The following is a 22522-nucleotide window of genomic DNA, read 5'->3' on the forward strand; positions in this document are numbered from 1 at the left end:
CGCCCTAAACAAAAGTCATGAACACAGGAGCATAACCATGAGCCATATCAACGATGACCCCCAAACAATACAACAAACAATGCAAAAATACAGCTTTGTCAATGACTATGGCGAAGGCGGACACCCTGATATTTTATCGTTAATGACTGCCACCAATCTTGAACAACACTCAGGGTATGGTACGGACGCTTACTCAAATACAGTTCGACAAATGATAGAGCAAACCATTGGTAAGACACTGTCTGTTCATTTTGCTTCAGCAGGCACACAAACCAATTTGGTATGTTTGGCTGCCATGTTACAACCGATTGAAGGGGTGATTTGTGCCAACAGCGGTCATATTGCCGTTAATGAAGCTGGGGCAATCGAAGCAACAGGGCATAAAGTCATCACCGCTGACAGCACTGACGGAAAATTGACGGTCGCTGCCATCGAAAAGGTACTCAAACGCCATACCCTTAGCCCCCATGTGGTCAAGCCCAAAGTTGTCTATATCTCTAACAGCACCGAGCTTGGCACTGTATACACTCGTCAAGAGTTGGCTAAACTGTACCAGTTTTGTCAAGATAAAGGCATGTATCTGTTCATGGACGGAGCAAGATTAGGGGCGGCATTGGCAAGCACTCACCAAGACATGACCTTGGCAGACATTGCTCGCCACACCGACATGTTTTGGTTAGGTGGCACAAAGATGGGGGCGTTATTTGGCGAAGTCATCATCATTCCCAACCATGAATTTGCCCAAAACTTCACGCTATATCAAAAACAACACGGAGCATTGCTCGCCAAAAGTCGCATTTTGGCTCAGCAATTCATGGTACTGCTCAAAGATGACTTATATCTTGATTTGTGCCGTCATGCCAACCAAATGGCAACTCAAATCGGTAATGCCTTTGTTACTAATGGATTTGAGTTACAAGCCCCTGTACAAAGTAATCAGGTATTTGTCATCTTAAACGATGCGATGATTAACAAACTTAGCCAGCATGTTCATTTTTATGTGTGGAACGAATTAGACAATGGGCAAAAAGTTGCCCGTTTTGTCACTTCATGGGCAACCAAAGCGGATAAGGTTGCCAAACTGTTGGCATTGATTAACGACACAAATTAACAACACAAATTAACAACCCCAATCAAGTACCCAAAGACAATGTAACTAAGACACAATGGGACTGAAAAACAATGGGGCTGAAACAATGCGGCTTAACACGCCTTAGTATTTGGTATTGCTTAAAATATCTGTTAACAATGCTTGTAATTCATCGCTGGGTTGACTGGTTTGTAAATTCATTAATTGCGACAAATCTCCTATGATTTGGATATCGCCTTGCAAAAAATACTGTATCAGCAAATGACTTGATGGCTGAGTGAACAGCTCAGTCAATGTCTCTTTACTGACCAACACGGTGCTTTTTGCCGTACTGTCCATGCCCTCGACCACCATGGCATCTTTGATATAAAAATTACCTGCCTCTTTTGGGGTATTGTGAACCTGCACATTCAGGTGCAACTGTTGCATGGCAGGCGACAGATGCAAATCCCCTAGCGAATGAAGTTTGTCTTTAACCATCATAAACCAAGCAGGGGTTAAGAATTTTTCCATAATATGACTCTTTTTAGCATAAGATTTTTTTAGCACAAGATTTTAAGCATAAGGCATGACAGCCATCACTAAAACAACCCCACCAAAAACATCAAATACCCCATATTTATACACATTTTTTTTAAGGAATTTGAAAATTTGGCGGTAGAATGGGTGATATTTGGGTTAAATTGCGTTACAATAATGACATTCCATCATTCTATTCTATCAAATTGTGAGTGTGGTTTAAATTTGTAAGTCAATTTGCGTTTGTATATTCTGTATACCCCCTAATATCTTAATGTTGTCTATATTAGCAAACGCAACCTTTGTTTAACTACTTTTTTTACGTTTGATAATAGCTGTTGACAATTCGGGCTGTAAAGGAATTTTCCAATGAGTTTACATGACACAGCAGTAGCCCCCATCGATAAAGAATATGAGATTACGCTCATTCGATTTTTTACCATCATGACGGTTGTGTGGGGCATCGTCGGTATGACGGTCGGTGTTTTTATTGCCTCTCAGTTGGCTTGGCCGGCACTCAATTTTGATATCCCGTGGCTGACCTTTAGTCGTTTAAGACCCTTACATACCAATGCGGTGATTTTTGCCTTTGGTGGTTGTGGTTTGTTTGCCACATCTTATTACATTGTGCAACGCACGTGTAAAACCAGACTGTTCGCACCTTATTTGGCGTGGTTTACCTTTTGGGGTTGGCAAGCCATCATCGTGGCAGCTGCCATTACTCTGCCTTTGGGTCTGACTTCATCTAAAGAGTATGCCGAACTAGAATGGCCAATTGACATTGCCATTGCGTTGGTTTGGGTGGCGTATGCGGTGGTGTTCTTTGGCACGCTTATCAAACGAAAAACCTCTCATATTTATGTGGCGAACTGGTTTTTTGCTGCCTTTATTATTGCCATTGCTCTGCTACACATTGTTAATAGCATGGCGATACCACTGAGCATGTGGAAGTCTTATTCATTGTTTGGTGGTGCAACTGATGCCATGGTGCAATGGTGGTACGGTCATAATGCGGTGGGCTTTTATTTGACTGCTGCATTTTTGGGCATGATGTATTATTTCGTGCCTGTGCAGATTGGTCGTCCTGTGTATTCTTATCGCTTGTCCATCATTCACTTTTGGGCATTGATTGCCTCTTATATGTGGGCAGGTGGACACCATTTGCATTATTCAGCATTGCCTGACTGGGCTCAGTCTTTAGGCATGGTGTTTTCGGTTATTTTGTTTGCACCTTCTTGGGGCGGTATGATTAATGGGGTATTAACCTTGTCTGGTGCATGGGACAAATTACGCACCGACCCCATCATTCGCTTTTTGATTGTGGCATTGTCTTTTTATGCCATGTCAACTTTTGAAGGTCCGATGATGTCGATTAAGACCGTCAATGCACTATCACACAACACTGACTGGACAGTAGGTCATGTGCATTCAGGTGCATTAGGCTGGGTAGGTATGATTACCATCGGCTCTATTTATGTATTACTGCCACGCATCTTTAATAAGCCAAAAATGTATTCCATCAGTTTAATCACTACCCACTTTTGGCTTGCCACAGCAGGTACGGTATTTTATATCGTGTCCATGTGGATTTCAGGGATTGGTCAAGGCATGATGTGGCGTCAGACCAACCCTGATGGGACGTTGATTTATAGCTTTGTGGATACGGTAGAATTTTCTCATTATCCTTATATTGGTCGTGCATTTGGTGGTTTACTTTATGTCAGTGGCATGTTTGTGATGGCATATAATGTTTATAAAACCATTTTAATGCCAGATGCCAAACCTGTCGATGCAGCTGACCCAACTGACCACAGACCTGTCATCGAAGAAACCCCAACGGCAAACGTATAAGGAGATGTCATCATGGCTGGAACTCCCCATGAACTAATTGAGAAAAACACTGGTCTGTTGGTCATTGGTATTGTCATTGCCATCAGTTTTGCAACCTTAGTTGAGATTGTGCCACTTATTTATGATGGTACTGCCCCTGAAGAAGGCGGTGTCAATCAGCCATTACCCACCATGAAACCTTGGACCGCCCTTGAGCTTGAAGGTCGTGATATTTATATCCGTGAAGGCTGTCATGTCTGCCACACACAAATGATTCGTCCCCTGCGTGCTGAAGTTGAACGTTATGGTCCTTATAGCCGTGCAGCAGAATCCACTTGGGATCACCCCTTTTTATGGGGTTCTAAACGCACAGGTCCAGACCTTGCTCGTGTGGGTCAGCGTTATTCTGATGAATGGCAACGTCAACACTTGATGCGTCCACAATCACTTGTGCCTGAGTCTGTCATGCCTGCATTCCCTTGGCTTGCGGATAATGAAGTTAACGGCGTGAAAGTACAAGAAAAAATGCGTCTGTTCCGTGACCGTTTTGGCGTGCCTTATAGTGAAGAACAGATTGAATCAGCACCTGATGACGTGTTGGGAGCGACTGAGATGGACGCCATCGTTGCTTATCTACAGCAACTTGGCACTGCCATGCAAGGTCAACGCTAATGGACTTAGGGTTATTACAAAGTATCGCTACCGTTGCTGCTTTTGTGGCATTTATTGGGGTGGCTTGGTGGGCATACTCACCTAAAAACAAACAACGTTTTGAAGATGATGCAAAGCTTGCCTTAGATGACGACATCAAAAAATCATCTAAGCAACAAAAGCACTAAGGATTAACAATGAGCTTATTTTGGAGTTCTTGGATCAGCATACTGTCCATTGCCTGTTGGCTATTTATCTTGGGAGTTTTGGTATTTAACCTAAAATTTAAACCCAAGACACAAGACGATGGCACAACGGGCCATGAATACGACGGTATCCGAGAATATGACAAGCCATTACCAAAATGGTGGCTGGCAATCTTTTGGGGTACGATGATATGGGGCTTGGCTTACTGGCTGTTATTCCCTGCCATCATACCACACGCATGGGAGGGTATCACCACAGTGCAAGTAGACGGTCAAGAAGTGCCTTGGTCTTCACATAACGAGCTTGTCAGTGATTTGCAGTCTAACAACCAAGTGTTCGTTAATAACTTTGAAAACTCAGTTTTGGCCGATGCTGGTGCGACCGCCGCCATGCCCATTTTAGCGGATTTACGTCAATTGCGTCGTGCTGGTGATGCGTCTGCTAACGAACAAGAAATCAAAGCCAAACTGACTGAGCTTGCCCCTTATGTGGTGAGTCTGTCTGAAAATCCTGAAGCACAAAAAATTGGCAGTCGTCTGTTTTTACAAAACTGTGCGGTTTGCCACGGCTCTAACGCTCAAGGTTCTTTAGATACAGGTCTGGGGTATCCCAACCTAACTGACGCTGATTGGCTATATGGTGGAGAAGCTGAAAATATCTTAACAACCCTACACTTTGGGCGTGTGGGTGGCATGGCAGCATGGCGTGATACCATTGGTGAAGATGGTGTGCGTGCCACCGCCGAATATGTCTTATCCATCTCTGGCAATCAAAATAATGTTGAGCTTGATAACACCATGGTTGCTCAAGGTAAGGCGATTTTTGATAAAAACTGTGTGGTCTGTCATGGTCAAGATGCCAAAGGCACATACGCCACTGGTGCTCCTAACCTAACCGACAACATTTGGTTGTATGGCAACAGCCGTGATGATATCCGTGAGACCATACGCCACGGTCGTGCTGGGGTGATGCCAGAGTGGCAAACCAAGCTTGGCGATGAACGTGTGATGCTGCTTGCCGCTTATGTGTACGCCATTTCAGAACGCCCCACTGCCCAATAACCTGCCATTGCATCATTGACCAACAATCCAAAAGACAAGCCATGGCTTGTCTTTTTCATACTGCTCTTTTTTATACCACTTACTTGGGGCTTACCCAGCATTCAAACCGTATTTTATGGTATAATACATGCAGTTTTATAGAGCTAAAATTTTTAAAAAGCCATTTTTAAAAAGCCAAAGACGCTCAACCACGCATTAACAGGCTTTTTTGTTATCCCCCATTCTCTACCCCACGCTTAGAACAGGTATGGTAGATGCACTTGCGATGACCTAATCGCTATCGAGGTCAACCATGACAACGCCCACTCCAAAGCAAAATTCTGATAACTCTGCCAACCCTAATAACCCTAATACTGATGGTCATAATACCAATCAAAAAGCCAAAAAGAATAACAAACAGCCAAATAAAATCCAAGCCACTGACATCAGCCAGCCAGCAGAACCTTTTAAATTACCCGTGCATCAAATTGATGCAACCAAAAAAGCGGTGCATCCTAGGTTTACCTCTGGCAAATACCAAAATATTCGCTTGGTGAGTATGTATTTTTTATTGGTGTTATTTTTGCTATTGCCTTGGATACGCTATGATGGCAGACAGGCAATTTGGTTTAATTTTCCTGAGTCACAGATTTATCTGTTTGGAATGACCTTTTTGCCACAAGATTTTTATTATTTTGCCTTCTTTTTTATTGTGGCGGCGTTTGCTTTATTTGCAATAACGGTGTATGCAGGGCGTGTGTGGTGTGGCTATGCCTGCCCACAAACCATTTGGACGCATTTATTTCAACATGTTGAAAAATGGGTCATCGGTGAGCGTAATCAACGCATCAAATTTGACAAACAGCCAAACAGCCCAAAAAAACTCTTCAAAAAAGTCTTGATTAACGTCATCTGGCTCATCATCTCAATCATAACCGCTTTAACCTTTGTCAGTTATGCAGTGGGAACAGATGCCTTATACTTTAACTGGCAAAGCATCGCTGGTATCCCCTTTCCCAACTGGTCAACCTTGACTTGGGTGGGCATGGGCATCTTTGTGTTCTCAACCCACATCAATGCAGGCTATATGCGAGAACATATGTGCATTCATATTTGTCCTTATGGCCGTTTTCAAAGTGTGATGTTTGATAAAGATACCTTAATTGTTTCTTATGATTATCACCGTGGTGAGCCAAGGGGTGCACGTAAAAAAGGCACACAACCAACACATTTGGGTGAGTGCGTAGATTGCACCATGTGTGTGCAAGTGTGTCCGACAGGCATTGATATTCGTGATGGTTTACAAGTGGAGTGTATCCAGTGTGCGGCGTGTATTGATGCTTGTAATGACATCATGGATAAAGTGGGTTATCCCCGTGGGTTAATACGTTACACCACAGAACGACAACTGGTTGATGGTGAAAAAACCAAAATTCTTAGCCCACGTATCTTTGCTTATGTCATTTTACTTGCGGTATTAATAGGTGGGTCGATTTATTCGTTAATGGGACGTGTGCCATTAGAGATTGACATTCGCCGAGACCGTGGGCAGTTATCAACCAAAAATGCTCAAGGCATGATACAAAACAGCTATGTCATTAAGCTGACCAACAAAACCCAAGAAAAGCAATATTATACTGTTACATTACAAGAAACAGATGGCTTATCATTAGACAGTCGATTTGACCGTATTCCATTACAACCCAGTGAGAGCTTTGACATGCCCATCACCATCATCGGTGACCCAAACGTAATCACACAAGCATCAACCCCCATCACACTGACTGTTACCAGTGAAGATGGCAAATACACCGCCAGTAAACAAAACGTCTTCACCACTGCAGGGCATTGATATCATGACACGGCACACGTCCACTTCTCGCCCAACTCAATCCACACCCAAGGCAAATCATGTCTGGTATAAAAACCACATGGTTATTATCTTTGTCATTGGTCTGCCTTTATTGGTGGTGGTGGCTTGTATTTATCTGGTGGTGTATTCGGTAAAAATACAAGACAGTGTGGTCAGAGATGATTGGTATATGGACGGTAAAACCTTGTATCAAGATGTGTCTCGGGACACATTGCTGTATGAGCTTAGCATTACTGCTGACATGACCATCGATACAGATGGCCAGATTGATTATTATTTACACTACCCTAAAGAAAGTTTCACCACTGGCAAACTGCCTGATGGCACATCGTTAGATTATCCAAGCACACTACAGATTGACTTTTCTCACGCTACCGATGTTACCAAAGACCGCAACACCACCTTGGCACATCAATCCGATAACCATTACACGGCAAAAGTGGATTTGCATGCTTTATCTGCCAAATATTACATACAGGTCAGCCATGACCAACCCCCTAATTGGCGTATGCGACAAATTGCCAAACTGCCTGCTGGCACAACCACCAATATTCAATTTGAGCCACTGCCATCAGTCATTAGCAATGGCGATAATAAAGGCAATGGCAACTGATGCTATAGTAAGGGATTGATGGTGGGAATTTTATGATTGGGCTTATGATTGGTTTTGGCGTTGCCATCATCAGCATAACTGCCAAGCTTAGGCTCAGTCGGCAAACCCATCTCAATCAACTGTGCATTTTGCCCAACTTGAATGTTATCACCTTCAAAATGACGTTGATTGTCATCACGGTTAAGTTGTAGACGTTCAAAATCAAATAAGTTGCGGTCTGCCAGTTGTGATGGAGCAACGTTTTGTAAGGCACGAAAAATAGAAGCCAAACGTTGCGGGTGAGCATTATCCCACTGTCTGAGCATGTCATTAATCATGGCACGTTGTAGATTTTCTTGGCTACCACACAGACCACAAGGCACAATGGGAAACTGCTTATAACGAGCGTATTTGATGATATCTTTTTCTTCAACATATGCCAAGGGGCGGATAAGCACATTTTGCTCATCATCGCTCAGCAATTTGGGTGGCATGGCTTTTAGTGTGCCACCGTGAAATAAATTTAAGAAAAAAGTCGCCAAGATGTCATCACGGTGATGCCCTAAGGCAATTTTGGTTGCCCCAATCTGCTTGGCAAACCCATATAGCGACCCACGTCGCAGGCGTGAGCAGGCAGAACAATAAGTTTTGCCTTCTGGCACAACGGATTTAACAATGCTATAGGTGTCTTTTTCTAGAATATAATGGGCAATGCCTTGACGGTTAAGATACTCTGGTAAAATATGCTCTGGATAATTGGGTTGTTTTTGGTCAAGATTGACCGCCACCACATCAAAATTAACTGGGGCAATGCGTTTTAAAAACAGTAAAATATCCAACAGGGTATGGCTGTCCTTACCACCAGAAACACAAACCATCACCACATCACCTTCACTAATCATATTAAAATCACGGATAGCCCAAGATACTTGCTTACGGATTTTCTTTTGTAATTTACGAAAGCGTAGTGAATTGATGGTGTCATGGGCATTGTTGGTATCATCACCATCATCACCATTGCCAGTACTGCCAATTTCATCAGCCCCATCAGACCAATGGTCATTCCGATGATTATCATGGGAATGTTTGGCTTGTTCAAACATGTTCGCTGGGTCAGCATTGGCAGGATTAAAAACGTTGGGATTAAAAACCATGGCAGTATCAGCAGAATTGGGGTTATTGGGATTCATAGTAGTCATAGCCGTCATAAATAGTCATTAATTGTTGGCACAAAAATGGCAGGAGCAATGTTGTTTGTTGTATTATAGCAAATTTTGTTAGACTACCTGCTTAAAGTCCATGACTTTTATCACTGCGTTTATCAACATTTTTATCAATACTTTTTACTGATGGCAACTTCATATGAATTCTGTGACTGTTTTTAAAAACCCAGCTTCTGGCTTCCCTCAACATGGCAATGCCGTTGTTTTATTATCAGGTGGTTTGGACTCGGTTACTTGTTTGTATTGGGCAAAAGCCAATTTTCAAAGGGTAACCGCCGTTAGCTTTCATTATGGGCAACGCCATGACAGTGAGTTGCAATTTGCCATCAAAAACGCCAAAAAAGCAGGGGTGGCTCATCGAATCATCGACATAGACATCGCTCAGTTAGGGGGGTCATCATTGACAGATCATGCCTTAACCGTGCCAATGGGTGATGTGAATAAATTTGACCATCAACAAATCAACAACGATGCCATTCCCAACACTTATGTGCCTGCCCGCAACACCATTTTTTTATCTTATGCCTTGGCAGTGGCGGAAGTGACTGATGCCACTCATATTGTGATTGGGGTAAGTTCGGTGGATTATTCTGGCTATCCAGACTGTCGTCCAGAATATATCCAAGCATTTGAAACCATGGCAAATTTGGCAACCAAAGCAGGCGTTATGGGAAACCGATTGCATGTCGATACACCACTACAAACGCTCAGTAAAGCAGACACCATCGCCTTGGGGGTAAGCTTAGGCGTGGACTATGCAGACACAGTTTCTTGTTATCAAGCAGATGCCAATGGCTTGGCATGTGGACACTGTGACAGTTGTGTATTACGCAGACAGGGATTTAAACAAGCCAAAATCACAGACCCAACACGCTATCAAAAACCATCAACCTTATCAACCCTTTAGCAAAATCCATCTTTAGCAAAATCCAATAAAAAAAGCATCTAAAAGATGCTTTTTTATGATGGCTTAACTGCTTATCTAAAACCGCTTATCTAAAGTTGCCTATTTAAGCTTAGTTAGTGCGGTGATTCTGTCGTCTAATGTTGGGTGTGAGCGAAAAAGTTGGGCAATGCTAAAGCCTTGTTGTTGGCCACTGGCAATGGCAAAGGCTTTCATGGATTCTGGCATTGGGTCAGGTTGTTGACTGGCTGGACGTAAGGCATTTAACGCCGCAATCATGTTTTGTTTGCCCGCCAGTTTTGCTCCCATCTCATCAGCACGGAACTCACGCACACGAGAGAACCACATGACAATGGCGGTTGCTAAAAATCCCAACATAATGTCCATCACCATGCTGGTGATGAAATACCCCATACCAGGAGAGTCGCTTTCATTTTTAGGAGAGTCGCTTTCATTTTTAAACACCAGCAGATCCACAAAATAACCAATCACTCGGGCAAAGAATATCACAAACGCATTGACCACACCTTGTATCAATGCCAAAGTTACCATATCGCCATTGGCAACGTGACCAATCTCATGTGCCAGGACCGCTTCGACTTCTTCTGGTGTCATGGTTTGTAGCAACCCTGTGGACACCGCCACCAAAGCGGCATTTTTATTCCAGCCAGTGGCAAAGGCATTGGGCTGTGGGCTATCAAATATGCCCACTTCAGGCATGTCAATGTTGACGCTTTTGGCTTGCTTAGCCACCGTGTCCACAAGCCACTTATCAAGAGCAGAGCTTGGATTATCAATCAGTTGCACGCCCATGCTCTTTTTGGCAAGCCCTTTAGATAAAAACAGCGAAATCATTGAACCCATCATGCCATAGGCAAAACACATGACCATCAAACTTGTGTAATTCAGACCACCTTGACCAAACGCACCACCAAGATTAAATATCGACATGACGATACCAAGCACCACCATGACCGCAATGTTCGTCAGTAAAAATAAGCCAATTCGCATCATAATGAACCTCTCCTAATTAACAATATCTAATTAATCACAATGATTTGACTTCCTTGCTAATAACAGCAAATTGCTAATAACAGCAAATAATGGGCATAAGACATTGATTTTTCAATGGACGAGTTTTTTATCGATAAAAAAACTCGTCCAAACGTCAAACGTTTAAACGAGTTACCAATATTCAAAATCAATAAAAACTAAAAAATAAACCGCCAGTATCAATCATTAACGCAAAGCGGCATACGCCGAGTTAACATAAGCACTGCCAGTGGCATTGACCGTATGACTGTTTGCGCCATAGTTACTTGTGCCATGGTTACTTGTGCCATGGTTGCCCACACCATAACTACTTGTGCCATCACTGATATAACCATGGCCTAAATCTGAGCTTGCACCGATACTTTGAGAGCCAGAGACAAACAAACTGCTGTCATGCTTATACAAGCCATGATAACGGCTTAGCACGCTTTTGACATAGTTGCGTGTTTCCCTAAATGGGGGAATGCCACCGTATTTATCAACATTCCCCTCACCTGCGTTATATCCTGCGATGGCAAACTCAACGTTGTTATTAAATCGACGCATCAGCCATGCGATGTATTTGGCAGCCCCTTCAATATTTTCAGCAGGACTCCATGTGTTATTCACCGAAAAACGCCGAGCAGTCGCTGGCATCAGCTGCATCAACCCTTGAGCGCCAACGGGTGAACGGGCATTGGGATTGAACGCCGATTCAGTGTGCATCATCGCTTTCATCAATGCAGGGTCAACACCATGACGAGCGGCAGACGATCGAATCAGTGCATCATAGGCATTGCGATTGGCAGAACGACTGGCAACACTTTGACCATAATGGCTGGCTGATGTGTTGTTGGTTAGGTTGCGAACTTGTGAGTCTGGGTAGTAAGTTTCTTTGACTTTTTTGTTAAATGCTTGAAAATTACCTGATGGGGTGGTATTGGTTAACAGCACTTGTCCACTGCTGTTTTTATAAACGTACATATTGCCAGCAGTTGCTGATGTTGTCATCATGGCAAAGATGACCGTTAGTACCGTTATTAAGACAGAAGGTATGGCGCTCATAAATCCACTCATTGGTTGATTAAAAAGGACATGGCAACAACTAACTATAACATAAAATAACCTTAATCGCCGTATTCGCAAGATTAATGACCACAATAAACGGATAAAACGATAAACGGATAAATTACAAAATAAGCAAAAAATTCACATTCACCATAACATCATAAAAAAAGGCAACCAAACCGCTGTCAGCAACCCATTTACCGCCAGCCCAAATGCCGCATAACGACCTGCCACAGGGCTGATTTGCCATGCCTCTACCGTACCAAACGCATGTGCCATCATGCCCATTGCCAAGCCTTTGGCTCGGTCATCCTGCACATTTTTTAACAATATCCGCCCAAACACTGCCCCAACCACCCCTGACACAATGATGATGAGATTTGCCATCGTTAAAGGAGCGCCAATGATGCTTGCCACACTCAACCCCACGGGTGTGGTTACCGCACGAGTGGCAAACGACAGCACGGTATCATGACTCAACGCCCATGCCCATGCCAGCCCCATGGGAAGCAATGCCCCAACCAAAGTGGCAAGCATTGCAAGCATTAACAGACGTTTGATGGGTAACCCTTTAAAATTCATAGACGCAAGCGGAATGGCAAGCAGTACCGTCACATAACCCAACAAATGGTCAAAGACAGGCTTGGCAACTTGATAGTAATGGTGATAATCCCAAGACAGCACAAACAACATCAGCAACACCGCCATCATTGCTGTCACCACCATCGGCACATTGGGCAGATATTTGGCAAATATCCTAGCGAACACATGTGCCAGCAAAGTCAACGCACATGCCAACATCACCAGCACCATACCACTGCCATGCGTAACATCATGATGAATGACGGCCATCATCAGTTAAGTCCATTTTGATTGTCTGGGTTTTGATTGTTTGGGTTTTGATTGTTTGGGTTTTGATTATTTGGCAAACTGTCTGCCAGCCACACTTGCGACAACTTACCCAGCCCCCACAATGGCAATAAAGTACTCAGAACAATCACCAGTACAAACCCCACCAACTCATCACCCAAGCCAAACATCAACAACCCTGCCCCTGCTGACACGGGTAAAAAAGCAAACCCACTTTCCATCAACAACAAACTACTGGCGGTGGTGAGCCACGTTGGCAAACCACCTGCAAAACCACGCCACACTCGCCAACCCATCAACAGCAAAAACAGCACCACCAAGCCAACAATATTGGCTGCCTGTGCCATACCCAACTGCACACAGACCCATAAACACCCCTCACGCACCAGCACCACCATGGCTAACGTCAATAGCAACGCCAACCAAGTGGGCATGTGGCAAGTGGGTATGTGAGGAGCTGTGGGCGTTTGAGTGGGCATGTGGATTGACGTTTTTGCCATGTTGTCTCTTCCTTGAGTGGGCTGTTTATGGACCGATGTTTAATTTTTCATCAATTTTTCATCTTAATTTTTGGCACAAACACACCATAGCCTGATTGCTGCATTTTATCCACAGGAATAAACTGCAACGCACCGCCATTGATACAATAGCGTAAGCCTCCCTTATCTTTAGGACCATCAGGGAACACATGCCCTAAATGGGAGTCTGCCACTCGTGAGCGAACTTCTGTACGTATCATGTTATAGCTGGTGTCATTGTGCTGGGTGATGACCTGTGGGGCAATCGGTTTGGTGAAACTTGGCCAGCCACACCCTGAATTGTATTTGTCTGTGGACAAAAATAATGGCTCACCACTGACCACATCGACATAAATACCAGGGGCAAATAGGTGGTCATATTCATGGCTAAATGCCCGTTCTGTACCCCCGTTTTGGGTGATGTTGTATTGGGCGTGGCTGAGTGTGTTTTTAAGATTTTTGTCTTTATATGCCTGATACCGCTTGGGGTCAAGGGCTTGTTCAATGCTGCTGGCAGGTGCCAAACTTTGCGATGGTTCGGTCGGTGGGGCATCATCTGCCAAGCTGATATCGATATGGCAATAGCCATTGGGGTTTTTGCTCAGATAATCTTGATGATAATCCTCTGCTTGAGTAAAATTTTGTAGGGGCAAATTTTCTACCACGATGGGGGATTTGTGCTTGTTCTGTAATTGTACCAGAGCGTTGGTAATGACGGCTTTATCTTCTGCTGTGCTGTCTTTAGGATAATAGATGCCTGTGCGGTACTGCACACCACGGTCGTTGCCTTGCTTGTTGACACTGGTGGGGTCAATCACTCGAAAATAGTACGCCAGTAAAGTTGCTAAGTCAATTTTATCACTGTCATAAGTTACCTTAACTGTCTCTGCATGACCTGAACCTGCGATGACTTGCTCATAACTTGGGTTGTCGGTATTGCCATTGGCATAGCCTGACACGGCATCAACCACACCATCTATCCGCTCCATATAAGCTTCCACACCCCAAAAACACCCGCCTGCCAAATAAATGGTCTTAGTGCGTATGGGCGAACCATCGGCTTTATAAAACGCTTTGGTTGATGAGGCTGGTTTGGCATTGGCAACCACGCTGGGGGTATTTTTGCCCTTTAAATCGGCAAAATCGTTATCTGCATTTTGTGCCAACGCTTGGGCTTGCTCAGTGGTCAAGTTGCCTTTTATCAGACGCACCAAATTGCCTTTTTTATCCAATATTGCCCAACTTGGATACACCTGTACGCCAAGACGAGCAATCAGCTCCCCTGAAGCATCAAGCAGCACTGGTAATTTAGGATAATCACCCTGCACGCCAGCATACCACTGGCGAAACTCATCAGCAGGTTTTTCATTTAAATGACCAGGGCTTGCCACAGTGATGATGTTCAGCCCTGCAAAGGTGGGGTCTTGTCGCCAGTCTTGAGTTTCTGCCAAAGTCCCCAAGCACAGTGGGCACCAACTCGCCCAAAACTTCACCAAGGTGGGTTTATCGGCATCAATGACTTGCTTGCCTGTTTCACCCAAATGATGGGTAATTTGTGGCAAGGCAGACAAGCTTTTGAGCGTTTTAGATGGCAACATGTCTTTGCTGTCTGTTTTACCTGCCATGCCACTGTGAGTAACCGCATCACCATTCGCCAAAGCATTGCCGTGAGCGTTGCTCATTTGCCCACAAGCGGACAACAACACGCTGATAAGGGCAATACTGCCCTTAGCCGCATGATTTTTAGTAACATGGTTCATGGTATGGCTCATGGTATGATTGATAAGATGGCTGATAAAATGGATATGCTTGTGGGTATGCTTGATGGGGGTGTTCATAAATTCCTCACATGACAAAAATTGCCTTAAAAAAATGTACCTTAATGCGTAAATGCGTCAGTGGCATTCACTCAATGGCATTCATCATGATAAACGAACTGTCCAATGGTTGCCAAGTTGTTTATGTGGTCATTTGTGTTGTGATTGATGTTGGCAAATGTTTTGTATAACGATGTTTTTATGACAATATCTTTCTGATGATGTTTTTCTAACAATGTTAGTAACATCGACAATGTTGGCAAAATCCCTTAAAATGCTTACCGTTATTGTCAGTGTCATCATTAGGAGAATCCGCAATGTCCCCCAACCAAACCACTAACCAAACCCCCATCACCCAAAACTTCACCGATTATAAAGTCGCTGATATCCGCTTAGCCGATTATGGTCGCCGTGAGATTGCCTTGGCAGAAGCTGAGATGCCAGCCCTGATGGGGTTAAGAAAACGCTATCAAGACCAGCAACCCCTTAAAGGGGCTAAAATCCTAGGCTGTATCCACATGACCATTCAAACGGCGGTACTGATTGAGACCTTGGTTGCCTTGGGTGCCCAAGTCCGCTGGACATCATGCAATATTTTTAGCACCCAAGACCACGCCGCTGCTGCCATGGCGGCCGCTGGTATCCCTGTGTTTGCATGGAAAGGGGAAACCGAAGAAGAATACGAGTGGTGTTTACGCCAACAAATTCATGATGGCAGTGACTCTCAAAATCAGAGCAAACTTTGGGATGCCAACCTCATCTTAGATGACGGTGGCGATTTGACTGCCCTTATCCACAATGACTATCCACAGATACTCAAGGGCATTCATGGCATCAGTGAAGAGACCACCACAGGCGTGCATCGTCTGCTGGACATGCTGAATAAAGGCACACTCAAAGTCCCTGCCATCAATGTCAATGATGCCATCACCAAATCCAAAAACGACAACAAATATGGCTGTCGCCACAGTCTTAACGATGCCATCAAGCGTGCCACCGACATGCTGCTGGCTGGCCGCCGTGCCTTGGTCATCGGTTATGGCGATGTGGGCAAAGGCTCAGCCCAAAGCCTGCGTCAAGAAGGCATGATTGTACGAGTCAGCGAAATTGACCCCATCTGTGCCATGCAAGCGTGTATGGACGGTTATGAGTTGGTTTCGCCTTTTATCAATGGTGAGCCAAGTCAAGGCGTGAACACAGCGTTGCTACAAGACACCGACCTTATCGTGACCACCACAGGCAATTACCATGTCTGCAACAGCGACATGTTAACCGCCCTGAAATCTGGGGCGGTGGTCTGTAATATCGGACACTTTGATACCGAGATTGACACCAATTTTATGCGTGATAACTGGCAATGGGTTGAAGTCAAGCCACAAGTTCATCAAGTCTACCGCTCTGATGATGAGCGTGATTATTTGCTGGTATTATCCGAAGGTCGCTTGGTGAATTTGGGCAATGCCACAGGGCATCCCTCTAGGGTGATGGACGGCTCTTTTGCCAATCAAGTGCTGGCACAGATGTATCTGTATCAACAAAAATTTGCCAATTTGCCAGCGGACAAAAAAGCAGACAGCCTGTATGTCAAAGTCCTGCCTAAAAAGCTTGATGAAGAAGTCGCTGCCGCCATGGTGGCAGGATTTAATGGGGTCATCACCAAGCTCACCCAAACCCAAGCGGACTACATCGGTGTGCCGATAGATGGGCCGTTTAAAGCGAAAAACTATAAATATTAAGGATTAGTATCTTCGTATAACAGATCATGATATGGTCGATTTCATCATTTAGTTTAAAACTACTCTCAAGCTAAATAATGGGTCGACTGCCCCACTGGCATTGGCTGAATAAAAATTGACCGTTAAGTGGTCGGATTGATTTGTTTAAGATGGTTATTAACCCAAGCCAGTCGTTCAGGCGTTCCCACATCCACCCAAACGCCATCATAAATTTCAGCTGACACTTGACTTGTCATCATCGCTTGCTTAAGCACTTTTGCCAACGGATAAGGTCTGTCATAAGGCACATCAACAAACAAGGCAGGGTGCAATAGGCTGATGCCTGCAAATGTCCATGTCTTTTGCTCACGTGCTTGCTCACTTGAGTTGTGGTCTGCTTCTTGATGCTCAGGTTTTTGAGGATCAGGTTTCATCAGCACTTTACCATCATGATAAATAAAATCCCCTGCCCTATTGTGTTTAGGGTTGTCAACCAACAATAAATGAGCCAAAGCAGCCACATCATCGACGTCTTGTGAGTGATTAAGACCCGCATTTTTACCAAGACCATCTAATGGATGGCGTGTCCAGACATCACCATTGATGAGTAAAAAAGGCTCTGGTTTTAGCTGATTTTCATATAAGGCTTTGGCGATGCCACCAGCGGTTTCTAACGGCTTTTCTTCCACCGACCAACGAATATTGACCCCATAACGACTGCCATCACCGATGCCTGCTTGTAATTTATCCACCAACCAAGCAGCGTTAATAACAATGTCAGTGATGCCTGCCTGCCGTAATGCCAAGATGTGCCACTCTATCAATGCTCGACCGCCCACCTTGATGAGTGGTTTGGGTGTGGTTAAAGTCAATGGACGCATTCGTGTGCCTTTGCCCGCTGCCAATATCATGGCTTGGCGAATGGGTTGGTGTTGCCAATGTTTATCGATATGGGTTTGCATGATGTGGTTAAGTCTTTTTAGCAATATGACAAAAATGGTTATGATAAAAACGGTTATGACAAAAACTGTTGACGATACACTGGCAACACGTCATCTTGTAACCAAGATAAAAACGCTTGTGCCACCTGCCAAGTGTGCTTACTTTGCTTATCGTCCGGGTTGATGGTCATGTTCGCCAGCCAATTCAGCTCAAACAACAAATCGTCCATGACTTTGGGAATGTCTGCCAAATAGCGAGTTTTACCATCTCGTTGTGCCAGTCGCACAAAAATACCCAACACCTTAAGATGACGTTGCACTCCCATGACCATCATGTCCTTATGGTATTGCTTAAGATCGGTACTGTTGCGTTTATCTGAAACCAAGGAGTACCCTACTGTCTGCAACATGTGCCAAAATTCAGCTGTCCAAGCTTCAATGCTTGACTGTGGCCAGTTCACATAAGCATCTCGCAATAAAGACACCAAATCATAAACGTACGAGCCAATCACCGCATCTTGAAAATCAATAATGCCTAAATTTTTGCCATCAACATCATCTTGCATCAGGTTGCGACTGTGATAATCTCGATGCACCACAACGCTTGGGTGTTCACTCACTTCTGTGACGATTTGGCTAACCAGCTGCTGCCAGCAGTACTGCCCTTTATCATCAGTTGATAAATCAACCCCCACATAAGGCAAAAACCACTCACTAAATAACGCCATTTCTTGCTTGAGCAAGTGGGCATCATACAAAGGCAATGCAACCTTATTGACATCTAAGCTTTGAATGGCAATGATGCTTTGCATCGCTTGATGATAAAGCGAGTTAATTTTTTCATCGGTACTGGCTGTTAATAAGTGAGCAAATTCGGTCTTACCAAAATCCTGCAACAATAAAAATCCTTGGGGGACATCTTTTGCCAAAATATCAGGAACATTCACCACAGAAGCAAGTAAATTTGCCACCTGCACAAACTGACTGACCAATTCTTTATCTGGTGGGGCGTCCATCACCAACATGCTTTTGGGCATCATCTGAGGGGCATCATCTGCCAAAATAATGCGATGATATTGCCGAAAACTGGCATCACCAAGCAAACTGTGAATGGCATAATCGCCATCGATGTGCTGATTAAGCCAAGCTTGCAAGGCTTGCTGTCGGTCAGTCAGATGAGCATCAGCATCTAAATGCACAAAACGATGGGCGTGGGTGGGGGTGGCATGCGACATGGGAGTTTCCAAAAAATAACAACCAATCAATGGGCGTTAGGTCAGTAATATCTAGGCTAATCAAATTGGCTATGGTAACATGTCAGTACTTTTATCACCACATGAAATCACTACCCTTACCTGCCTTTGTCTGTACTGCGGTGGTGAGTGTGGTCGATTTTTGCATTTTTGTTTTTATTTCTGTTTTGTGATGACCACCTTGCTATGACTGTTATGAATCATGCTTTTTATCACTCGCCCCCATGTTATCACTCACCCCCATGGTTGTGCCTTTGTCATCATCTTTGTCGTCAAAATGACCAAGGTTATCAAAACACCACCCAAGATAAAACACCACGGCTGGTAACAAGCAACATCATTAAAAAAAAGCCTTTGGTCTGTGCCATGTCATTCATTGGTTGTGCGATGATGCCAATGTTTACCCATGCGGCTGTTCATGAAGCGGCTGTTCATATGTCTGCCCATGAACAACCCAGTGAGCCTAAAACGCCTAACATAAAGTCAATGCCCACGGTTGAACAATCGCACGCACACTCACACAGACAATCACAACAAATGCAACAAAATCAAAGCATTGATTTGGCTCAACATGCTTTGGAACGCTTATCACAATATTATGTGCCTTATCATGATGTGCCTTCTTATCCAACACCTGCCAATGACCTTAACAATGACCCCAATGACCTAAGCAACAATCCCAACAACCCCAATGATGCCGTTACGTCATTCTATTCTTCACCAAATCAAACCAATATCACGGATAAACAGACAGACAGCAAACAAACAGACAGCAAGATAGACAACACCGCCAACCAGCTAAGCAATCGCATTCATGATTGGATTGAGGCTGATGCCCCTTTGTGTGCTGGACGATGGGTTTATCCCAGCAGCATCACCAACAATGACAATGGCTTAAACCAGCAAACAAATCATGTTGCCACCCCATCATCACCAACCAACACCTTAAAAGCACAAGCGGACCATGGCTATTATGACAACGTTCGCCATGCCACACTGACAGGCAACGTGCTTGTACAACAGAACAACCAAGTGATACAAGCCGATAAAGTGCTGGTCGATGTGCAAAGTCAACATGCCACCGCCAGTGGTAATGTGTTATTTGCTGACAGACCAACCAGCCAGTTATCCGCCATGACAAGCACCACTCAAGCAACGGCTGGCAATCATGGCAATGCTGACCAGCCACTCCATGCTCATCAACAACTAAGCCGTGGTCTAACACAAGGTGGTCTGATAACCATCGCAGAAGAAGTTCAATACAACAGCCAATCACAGCTTGCCCATGCCAATGACGTGGCATTTGCCAGCATTCCCCTACAAGCTCACGGTCATGCCAAAACTTTGCGTAAAACGGGCAATGACCGACTTCACTTAACCGATGTGATGTTCACCACTTGCCCGCCCACCAATCCTAAGTGGCGATTGCAAGCAGGTAGCATTGAGCTAAACAATCAATCAGGGCGTGGGGTGGCAAAAGATGCACGGCTTAAGATTGGCGATGTGCCAGTGGCGTATCTGCCTTACTTTAATTTTCCGATTGATGATAGGCGTGCCAGTGGCTTTTTACTGCCCAGCGTCAGTTGGCGAAACGATGGGCAAGTTGAATTACAAACTCCATATTATGCCAACTTAGCGGCCAATATGGACACCACCATCACCCCAAGGGTCTTTAGCAACCGCAACCCCATGCTATCGGCAGAGTTTCGCCATTTAAGTCATGATTTTGGTCATAGTCAAATTCAAGGCGACTATCTGCCTAACGACCGTCAATATGACAAAAAAACCCGCAAAAGCCTATTTGCCAAGCATCTTTGGCAGTCAAAACACGTTGACAATCTGACTGGCGAAGCGGTGTACCAATATGTCTCTGACGCAGATTTTATTGATGATTTTGAAGTATTTGGCACAACAGGCAGGGAGCATCTTGGCAATTTTGATAACCATGCCCACTTGCCACGTTCTGCTCAGCTTAATTATTTTAATGAATACATCAACGCCCATCTAAAAGTAGAAACCTACCAAAACTTAGATGTTACCGATGCGTTTGGTAACCCCACCACCGATGCACTCAAGCCATATTCCAAACTGCCACAATTGACGGTCAATTACGCATTGCCATTAAATCAGTGGCTAAAAAACAACAACCACATCAACAACATCACCAACAACAACATCACCAACAACATCAAGCTGACAGGCGTGCATGACAGCGGCTATTTTCAAAAAAGCATCACAGACAACTCTGCCCCAGAGAAAAGCGGATTTCGCATGTACAATAAACTGACCGCCATCTACCCAATGCACAACACTTGGGGCTATGCCGTGCCAAGCGTCAGCTTACAACAGCTGTTTGCTCGCTATGATGAACACACCACATTGAACAACCAAATCAGCAAACATGACAGACAGCAGGGCATCTTTTTGCCCACTGTTGCTTTAGACACAGGCATTTATCTAAAAAAAATAGGCTCACCGTTTGGTTGGTTTGATGGCGTTGATGACCACAATAAAGCCATCATAAAAAATGGACACCAACTGCTAAGCCCACGGTTAAAGTACACTTACACCCCATTTAAAGACCAAAACAGCCTACCAAATTTTAACACCCGCATTGCTTCTTTATCTTATGAACAACTGTTTGCTGATTCTTGGTTTTTGGGGCATGACCGCATTCAAGACTTGCATGCCATCACCCCAGCCATTAACTACCGTTACATAGACAGCGAAGGCAACACCCGATTAGATGTTGGTATCGCCGAGCAGTTTTATTTGAGTCATGGCAAGACCCGTTTAAGCGACTTTATCAGCACACCCAATACCCACGCCAGCTCTGATAAGGCACTATTTAGCAATCGCTCTTCTGGCATGGTTGCCAGCATACAAGCCCAACCCATTAAACAGCTATGGTGGCATGCCAATATCGCCAGCAAATCTGACCACCGCCTAAATTTTTTAACCAGTCAGTTGCGTTATCAGCCCACTGACAACAGCATGATAAGCTTAGGTGTCATCAACCGACAAGCCGACCAAAACACCAACCAATTACCCCTAAAAGCATATACGGCTTCTTTGGTGATGCCCGTGAACCAAAACTGGCGACTGATGGCACAAGGGCAGTTTGATGATGAGCGTTACCAAATCACCGATGGGCTGCTTGGGATTGATTTTCAAGATTGCTGCATTGGGGCATCGGTCTATGTCAGACGACATACCAATGAGTTGGACATCACCGCTCGACCTGATAATACCATCATGGCAGAGCTACGTTTAACAGGGCTTAGCCCAAAGAGTGGACGCTTTAGCCGTTTGTTACAAGATAGGACATATGGCTTGACACCTGTGCAAGATGCTTGGGTAAAATAGACACGTATTGGTC

19 protein-coding genes are annotated in these 22522 nt (G+C 44.4%); 10 read left to right on the forward strand and 9 right to left on the reverse strand.

Annotation, left to right across the window (positions count from 1 at the left end; all coding sequences use genetic code 11):
• Positions 1-37: 37 nt before the first annotated feature.
• On the forward strand, positions 38-1111 hold the full coding sequence (locus B0682_RS04135) for a threonine aldolase family protein (protein WP_240494841.1): 1074 nt from the start codon (positions 38-40) through the stop codon (positions 1109-1111).
• Between the two features lie 102 nt (positions 1112-1213).
• Here the strand turns inward: B0682_RS04135 and B0682_RS04140 are convergent, their stop codons facing one another.
• Complete coding sequence (locus B0682_RS04140) at positions 1214-1603, reverse strand: hypothetical protein (RefSeq protein ID WP_078306795.1); 390 nt, start codon at positions 1601-1603, stop codon at positions 1214-1216.
• 375 nt (positions 1604-1978) lie between these two features.
• Here B0682_RS04140 and ccoN point away from each other — a divergent pair, with 375 nt between their 5' ends.
• From ccoN to B0682_RS04170, 6 genes are all read left to right on the forward strand, one after another.
• Entirely contained in the window at positions 1979-3460 is a 1482-nt protein-coding gene (gene ccoN, locus B0682_RS04145; RefSeq protein WP_078306796.1) for a cytochrome-c oxidase, cbb3-type subunit I, read from the forward strand.
• Positions 3461-3472: 12 nt separating this feature from the next.
• A complete protein-coding gene (gene ccoO / locus B0682_RS04150; protein WP_078306797.1) occupies positions 3473-4111 on the forward strand; it encodes a cytochrome-c oxidase, cbb3-type subunit II in 639 nt (212 codons plus the stop codon).
• Positions 4111-4278 (forward strand): cbb3-type cytochrome oxidase subunit 3, encoded by a 168-nt coding sequence (locus B0682_RS04155; RefSeq protein WP_078306798.1) that lies wholly within the window; start codon positions 4111-4113, stop codon positions 4276-4278. The genes ccoO and B0682_RS04155 overlap by 1 nt, the downstream gene beginning before the upstream one ends.
• A 9-nt stretch (positions 4279-4287) precedes the next feature.
• Positions 4288-5358 (forward strand): c-type cytochrome, encoded by a 1071-nt coding sequence (locus B0682_RS04160; RefSeq protein ID WP_078306799.1) that lies wholly within the window; start codon positions 4288-4290, stop codon positions 5356-5358.
• A gap of 424 nt (positions 5359-5782) precedes the next feature.
• Positions 5783-7189 carry a cytochrome c oxidase accessory protein CcoG gene (gene ccoG, locus B0682_RS04165; RefSeq protein WP_078307055.1) on the forward strand — a complete coding sequence of 469 codons (1407 nt, stop codon included), beginning with the start codon at positions 5783-5785 and terminating at the stop codon, positions 7187-7189.
• A gap of 4 nt (positions 7190-7193) precedes the next feature.
• Positions 7194-7823: a FixH family protein gene (locus tag B0682_RS04170; protein ID WP_078306800.1), complete on the forward strand. Its 630-nt coding sequence runs from the start codon at positions 7194-7196 to the stop codon at positions 7821-7823.
• Positions 7824-7825: 2 nt separating this feature from the next.
• Here the strand turns inward: B0682_RS04170 and ttcA are convergent, their stop codons facing one another.
• Positions 7826-8836 (reverse strand): tRNA 2-thiocytidine(32) synthetase TtcA, encoded by a 1011-nt coding sequence (ttcA, locus tag B0682_RS04175; protein ID WP_420845504.1) that lies wholly within the window; start codon positions 8834-8836, stop codon positions 7826-7828.
• Between the two features lie 328 nt (positions 8837-9164).
• On the opposite strand from ttcA, the gene queC reads away from it, so the two are divergent.
• Complete coding sequence (gene queC, locus B0682_RS04180) at positions 9165-9932, forward strand: 7-cyano-7-deazaguanine synthase QueC (protein ID WP_078306801.1); 768 nt, start codon at positions 9165-9167, stop codon at positions 9930-9932.
• A gap of 99 nt (positions 9933-10031) precedes the next feature.
• Here the strand turns inward: queC and htpX are convergent, their stop codons facing one another.
• The 5 genes from htpX to msrAB all read right to left on the reverse strand — a co-directional run bounded on the left by htpX (position 10032) and on the right by msrAB (position 15177).
• A complete protein-coding gene (gene htpX, locus B0682_RS04185) occupies positions 10032-10943 on the reverse strand; it encodes a protease HtpX (protein WP_078306802.1) in 912 nt (303 codons plus the stop codon).
• A gap of 225 nt (positions 10944-11168) precedes the next feature.
• Complete coding sequence (locus B0682_RS04190) at positions 11169-11975, reverse strand: lytic transglycosylase domain-containing protein (protein ID WP_240494870.1); 807 nt, start codon at positions 11973-11975, stop codon at positions 11169-11171.
• Between the two features lie 201 nt (positions 11976-12176).
• Complete coding sequence (locus tag B0682_RS04195) at positions 12177-12881, reverse strand: LrgB family protein (protein ID WP_078307059.1); 705 nt, start codon at positions 12879-12881, stop codon at positions 12177-12179.
• Between the two features lie 2 nt (positions 12882-12883).
• A complete protein-coding gene (locus B0682_RS04200; RefSeq protein ID WP_078307061.1) occupies positions 12884-13333 on the reverse strand; it encodes a hypothetical protein in 450 nt (149 codons plus the stop codon).
• Between the two features lie 116 nt (positions 13334-13449).
• Positions 13450-15177 carry a bifunctional peptide-methionine (S)-S-oxide reductase MsrA/peptide-methionine (R)-S-oxide reductase MsrB gene (msrAB, locus tag B0682_RS04205; RefSeq protein ID WP_078307063.1) on the reverse strand — a complete coding sequence of 576 codons (1728 nt, stop codon included), beginning with the start codon at positions 15175-15177 and terminating at the stop codon, positions 13450-13452.
• Positions 15178-15551: 374 nt separating this feature from the next.
• Between msrAB and ahcY the strand changes: the two genes are divergently transcribed.
• Positions 15552-16970 (forward strand): adenosylhomocysteinase, encoded by a 1419-nt coding sequence (gene ahcY / locus B0682_RS04210; protein WP_078306804.1) that lies wholly within the window; start codon positions 15552-15554, stop codon positions 16968-16970.
• Between the two features lie 122 nt (positions 16971-17092).
• Here ahcY and murU read toward each other — a convergent pair whose 3' ends face one another.
• Positions 17093-17911, reverse strand: coding sequence for an N-acetylmuramate alpha-1-phosphate uridylyltransferase MurU (gene murU / locus B0682_RS04215; RefSeq protein ID WP_078306805.1), 819 nt, complete (start codon positions 17909-17911; stop codon positions 17093-17095).
• 53 nt (positions 17912-17964) lie between these two features.
• Complete coding sequence (locus tag B0682_RS04220) at positions 17965-19125, reverse strand: aminoglycoside phosphotransferase family protein (RefSeq protein WP_078306806.1); 1161 nt, start codon at positions 19123-19125, stop codon at positions 17965-17967.
• A gap of 213 nt (positions 19126-19338) precedes the next feature.
• Between B0682_RS04220 and B0682_RS04225 the strand changes: the two genes are divergently transcribed.
• Complete coding sequence (locus tag B0682_RS04225) at positions 19339-22509, forward strand: LPS-assembly protein LptD (RefSeq protein WP_158077861.1); 3171 nt, start codon at positions 19339-19341, stop codon at positions 22507-22509.
• Positions 22510-22522 lie beyond the last annotated feature (13 nt).

It is taken from the genome of Lwoffella lincolnii (genome assembly GCF_002014765.1).
Lineage (GTDB): Bacteria > Pseudomonadota > Gammaproteobacteria > Pseudomonadales > Moraxellaceae > Psychrobacter > Psychrobacter lincolnii.